Annotated in this window: 6 protein-coding genes; 3 read left to right on the plus strand and 3 right to left on the minus strand. The window is 75.0% G+C overall.

What is annotated here, in order from left to right; genetic code table 11:
- On the plus strand, positions 1-378 hold a 378-nt coding region (locus tag GFJ45_RS15365; RefSeq protein WP_194288716.1), incomplete at its 5' end, for a dihydrofolate reductase family protein.
- On the plus strand, positions 375-1,259 hold the full coding sequence (locus tag GFJ45_RS15370) for an alpha/beta fold hydrolase (protein WP_153398782.1): 885 nt from the start codon (positions 375-377) through the stop codon (positions 1,257-1,259). The genes GFJ45_RS15365 and GFJ45_RS15370, both read left to right, overlap by 4 nt.
- An 8-nt stretch (positions 1,260-1,267) precedes the next feature.
- Here GFJ45_RS15370 and GFJ45_RS15375 read toward each other — a convergent pair whose 3' ends face one another.
- Entirely contained in the window at positions 1,268-1,813 is a 546-nt protein-coding gene (locus GFJ45_RS15375; protein WP_228387155.1) for a nucleosidase, read from the minus strand.
- A gap of 40 nt (positions 1,814-1,853) precedes the next feature.
- Between GFJ45_RS15375 and GFJ45_RS15380 the strand changes: the two genes are divergently transcribed.
- Positions 1,854-2,789: a DUF368 domain-containing protein gene (locus GFJ45_RS15380; RefSeq protein WP_228387157.1), complete on the plus strand. Its 936-nt coding sequence runs from the start codon at positions 1,854-1,856 to the stop codon at positions 2,787-2,789.
- Positions 2,790-2,833: 44 nt separating this feature from the next.
- On the opposite strand, the gene htpX is transcribed toward GFJ45_RS15380, so the two are convergent.
- Together htpX and GFJ45_RS17015 are read right to left on the minus strand one after the other, a co-directional pair.
- Positions 2,834-3,694, minus strand: a complete 861-nt coding sequence (htpX, locus tag GFJ45_RS15385; RefSeq protein WP_153398788.1) for a zinc metalloprotease HtpX — start codon at positions 3,692-3,694, stop codon at positions 2,834-2,836.
- A 41-nt stretch (positions 3,695-3,735) separates the two neighbouring features.
- The coding region (locus GFJ45_RS17015; protein WP_323368747.1) for an ATP-dependent Clp protease proteolytic subunit at positions 3,736-4,154 on the minus strand (419 nt) is incomplete at its 5' end.

The raw sequence follows: 4,154 nt of genomic DNA on the forward strand, positions 1-4,154 counted from the left end.
GGGGAGGAGCCGCCCTACCACGCGCCGGTCTTCGTGCTCACCCACCGCCCCCGGGAGCCACTGGTGATGGCCGGCGGCACCACGTTCCACTTCGTCACCGAGGGCATCGAGGCGGTCCTGGCTCGCGCCCGTGACGCCGCCGGGGACGGGGCGGTGCAGGTGGCAGGCGGCGCCGCGACGCTCAACCAGGTCCTAACCGCGGGCCTGCTCGACGAGCTGCGGCTGCAGCTGGTCCCGGTCACGCTCGGCGCCGGGGCCCGGCTATTCGCCGGCGTGCCTCCGCTCGCGCTCGAGGTCGTGGCCGCGAGGCACACCCCGCACGTCACGCATCTGACCTACCGGCGACCACAGCGCCAGGACACGCAGGAGGCACGATGAGCACGACGAGGACCGGCCCCGAGCCCGCCACGCTGGACAGCGGTGGCGCCACCATCACCTACGACGTCCGGCGCGGGCCGGCGCAGCAGCCCCCGCTGCTGCTGGCGGGCTCGCCCATGGACGCCGCCGGGTTCGTGACGCTGGCCGGGCACTTCCCGGACCGGACCGTCGTCACCTGCGACCCGCGGGGAACCGGCCGGAGCACCACCCCGGACCCCGCCGGGGAGTCCCCCCCCCCCCCCCCCGACCAGCACGCCGACGACCTGGCCCGGGTGATCGAGGCGGTCGGCACCGGACCGGTGGACGTGTTCGCCAGCAGCGGCGGGGCGGTCAACGCGCTGGCACTCGTCGAGCGGCACGCGGGGCTGGTGCGGACGCTGGTCGCCCACGAGCCGCCGTTGGTCCATGAGTTGCCCGACGCCGACCACGCGTGGGCCGCGGTGCTGGCCGTGCGGGAGGCCTACCTGCGGGACGGGCAGGGCGCGGGCATGGCCCGCTTCATCGCCCTCGTGCAGCACCGCGGGCCGGTGACCGAGGACCTCGCCGCCGCCGCGACGCCCGACCCGGCCGCGTTCGGCCTGCCGGCCGAGGACGACGGCCGCCGGGACGACCCGCTGCTGGGCCAGAACCTGCTCAGCTGCTGCGGCTACCGGGTGGACGTCGCGGCGGTGCGGTCGGCGGCGACCCGGGTGGTCCTCGCCGTGGGCGAGGGCTCGGCGGGCGAGCTCGCCCACCGCGCCGGCGTCGCGCTGGCCGGCCGCCTCGGGGAGGAACCGGTCCGGTTCCCCGGCGACCACGCCGGCTTCCTGGGCGGCGAGTACGGCATGACGGGTGAGCCGGACGCCTTCGCGGCCCGGCTGCGGGAGGTTCTCGCGGGCTGACCAGCCGGCTAGGCCAGGCCGGCGACCCACTCCCCCAGCACCCGGGCGCTGCGGTCGACGACCTCCGGCCAGTCCAGGGCGCTGCCGTCCGCCGGGTCGCTGACGTGCTTGACCAGCCGGACCGGCACACCCGCGCACCGGCACGCGTAGGCCACCGCGTAGCCCTCCATGTCCACCAGGTGCGCCCGCTCGGCGAGCGTGTCGCGCACCGCCGCGTCGGTGACGAAGGTGTCACCGGTCGCGAGCACGGTCCCGTCACCACCGTCGAGCTCCAGCCGCTCCTGCGGGTCGTAGCCGAGCGCCCGCACCAGGTCAGCGCTGAGGTCGTGGTTGAGGACGGCACTGGGCGCGAACAGGCCGGTCAGCCCGGGCCGCAGCGCGCCGGCGGTCCCCACGTTGAGCACCAGCAGGTCTTCGGTGTCGCGCCCGGCGAGCGCGGTCGCGGTCGCGACCGCCGCGGCGGTCTTGCCGATGCCGGTGACGACCAGGTCGACCCCCGTGGGCAGGTGGGCGGCCTCGGCACGGGTGGCGCTGACGACGAGCAGGCGGGGCACCTGCCCAGGGTAGGCGGCCCGGAGCCGTAGGCTGCGCTGCGTGACCGGACACCGACCGCGAGTGGCCGACCCGCTGCTCAACGTGGCCCGCGGGCTGCTCATGGGGGCCTTCGACGTCGTCCCGGGGGTCTCCGGGGGGACGGTGGCCCTGATCGTGGGGATCTACGAGCGGCTCGTCACCGCGATCGGGCACGGGTCCGTGACGCTGCTCGACCTGGTGCGCGGCCGCCCGCGGGAGAGCTGGGAGCGGCTGCGCCGGATGGACTGGGCGCTGCTGCTGCCGCTGTTCGCCGGGATCGTGCTCGCCCTGCTGACCGGGGCCCGGCTCATCCCGCCGCTGCTGGAGGCCTACCCGGTGCAGAGCCGGGCCCTGTTCGCCGGGCTGATCCTGGCGTCACTGGCGGTGCCGCTCCGTCGGGTGGGGCAGTGGACACCCGGCCGGGCCGGGGCTGCGCTGGCCGCCGCCGCCGTGGCCTTCGTGCTGGTGGGGCTGCCGCCGGCCGAGGTGGTCGACCCGCCCCTGGTGCTGGTGCTGGGGGCGGCGATGATCGCCATCACCGCGATGATCCTGCCGGGGGTGTCCGGGTCGTTCCTGCTGCTGGCCCTCGGGATGTACACGCCGACCCTGGCCGCCCTCGACGACCGTGACCTCGGCTACATCGCGGTGTTCGTGCTCGGGGCGGTCCTCGGCCTGGCGCTGGTCGCCCGGCTGTTGACGCACCTGCTCACCACCCACCACGACCTGACCATGGCGGTGCTGCTCGGGCTGATGACGGGGTCGCTGCGGGCGTTGTGGCCCTGGCAGACCGAGGACCGGACACTGCTGCCGCCCGGGGAGCACCTCGCGGCGACGGTCGGCCTCGTGCTGCTCGGGATGGTGCTGGTTGGCTCCCTCGTCGCCGCGGGCCGCCGCCGTGAGCCGCTGCTCAGCGAACCGGACCAGCGAGGACATCCCGGGCCGTCGGCCCGCGGCTGACGACCGGTCCGCGGCGGCGCAGCCGGCCGGCCCGCCCGTCGGGCTCAGCGCAGCCGCGCCAACGCCTCCAGCCGGGCGACCCGCTCGGACATCGGCGGGTGCGTGGCGAACAGCTTGCCCACGTCGCGGGCCCGGAACGGGTTGGCGATCATCAGGTGGCTGGCGTTCTGCAGCCGCGGCTCCGGCGGCAGTGGCGCCGCCTGGGTGCCGCGCTCGAGCTTGCGCAGCGCCGAGGCGAGGGCGAGCGGGTCACCGGTCAGCGAGGCGCCGTCCTCGTCGGCGTCGTACTCCCGGGTACGGCTGATGGCCAGCTGGATGACAGTGGCCGCCAGCGGCGCCAGCAGTGCCATCGCGAGCATGGCCAGCGGGTTGCCCCCGTTGCCACGGTTGCCGCCGAAGGCCCCGAACCACAGCATCATCTGCGCCACCGAGGTGATCACGCCGGCGAGCGCTGCCGCGACCGAGCTGGTGAGGATGTCGCGGTTGTAGACGTGCATGAGCTCGTGACCGAGCACGCCGCGCAGCTCCCGCTCGTTCAGCAGGTGCAGGATGCCCTCGGTGCAGCACACCGCCGAGTTCTGCGGGTTGCGTCCGGTGGCGAACGCGTTGGGCGCCGCCGTCGGGCTCACGTAGAGCCGCGGCATCGGCTGGTCAGCCCGCTCGGACAGCTCGCGCACGATCCGGTACATCGCCGGCTGCTGGGCCTCGGTCACCGGGTAGGCGCGCATCGCCTTGATCGCGATCTTGTCCGAGTTCCAGTAGCTGTAGAACGTCATGCCGACGCCGAACAGGGCGAACAGCCAGATGTAGCGGCCACTCCCGACCACCGCGCCCAGCCCGAGCAGCAGCGCCCAGATGGCGCCGAACAGCAGCGCGGTCTTCACCCCGTTGTAGTGCTTGTGCATGTCCGGGAAACGTCGCAGGTCGTGGCGGTGTTCCGGAGCCGCTACCAGATGCCCACCGGCGCGATGCTGCCGAGCACCAGCAGCAGCGCCAGCCCGGTCGACACCACCCGGTGCGGCCACGGCCACCGCACCTCGGGGACCGGCTCGGCCGCGGGCTGCTCACCGGCGCCCGGGTCCTCGGTCGGCACCGGACGGGCTGCCACGACCGCCGCCCACCGCAGGTAGACGGCGACGCCCAGCGCCACGTTGAGCGCGGCCACGAGCGCGAGCAGCCAGGTGCCGTCACTGGCGACCGGGCGCAGCGCCACCACCTTCGCGACCAGGCCGACGACGGCGGGCGGCAGCCCGGCCAGCGTCAACAGCGCCAGCCCGAGGCCGGCGGCCGCGACGTCGTTGGGCACCCACTGCATGGTGTCGTAGATGGCCATCCCGGCGCTGACCGAACCACCCGGCGAGTTGA

This window comes from Ornithinicoccus halotolerans (assembly GCF_009602535.1).
Classification (GTDB): domain Bacteria; phylum Actinomycetota; class Actinomycetes; order Actinomycetales; family Dermatophilaceae; genus Ornithinicoccus; species Ornithinicoccus halotolerans.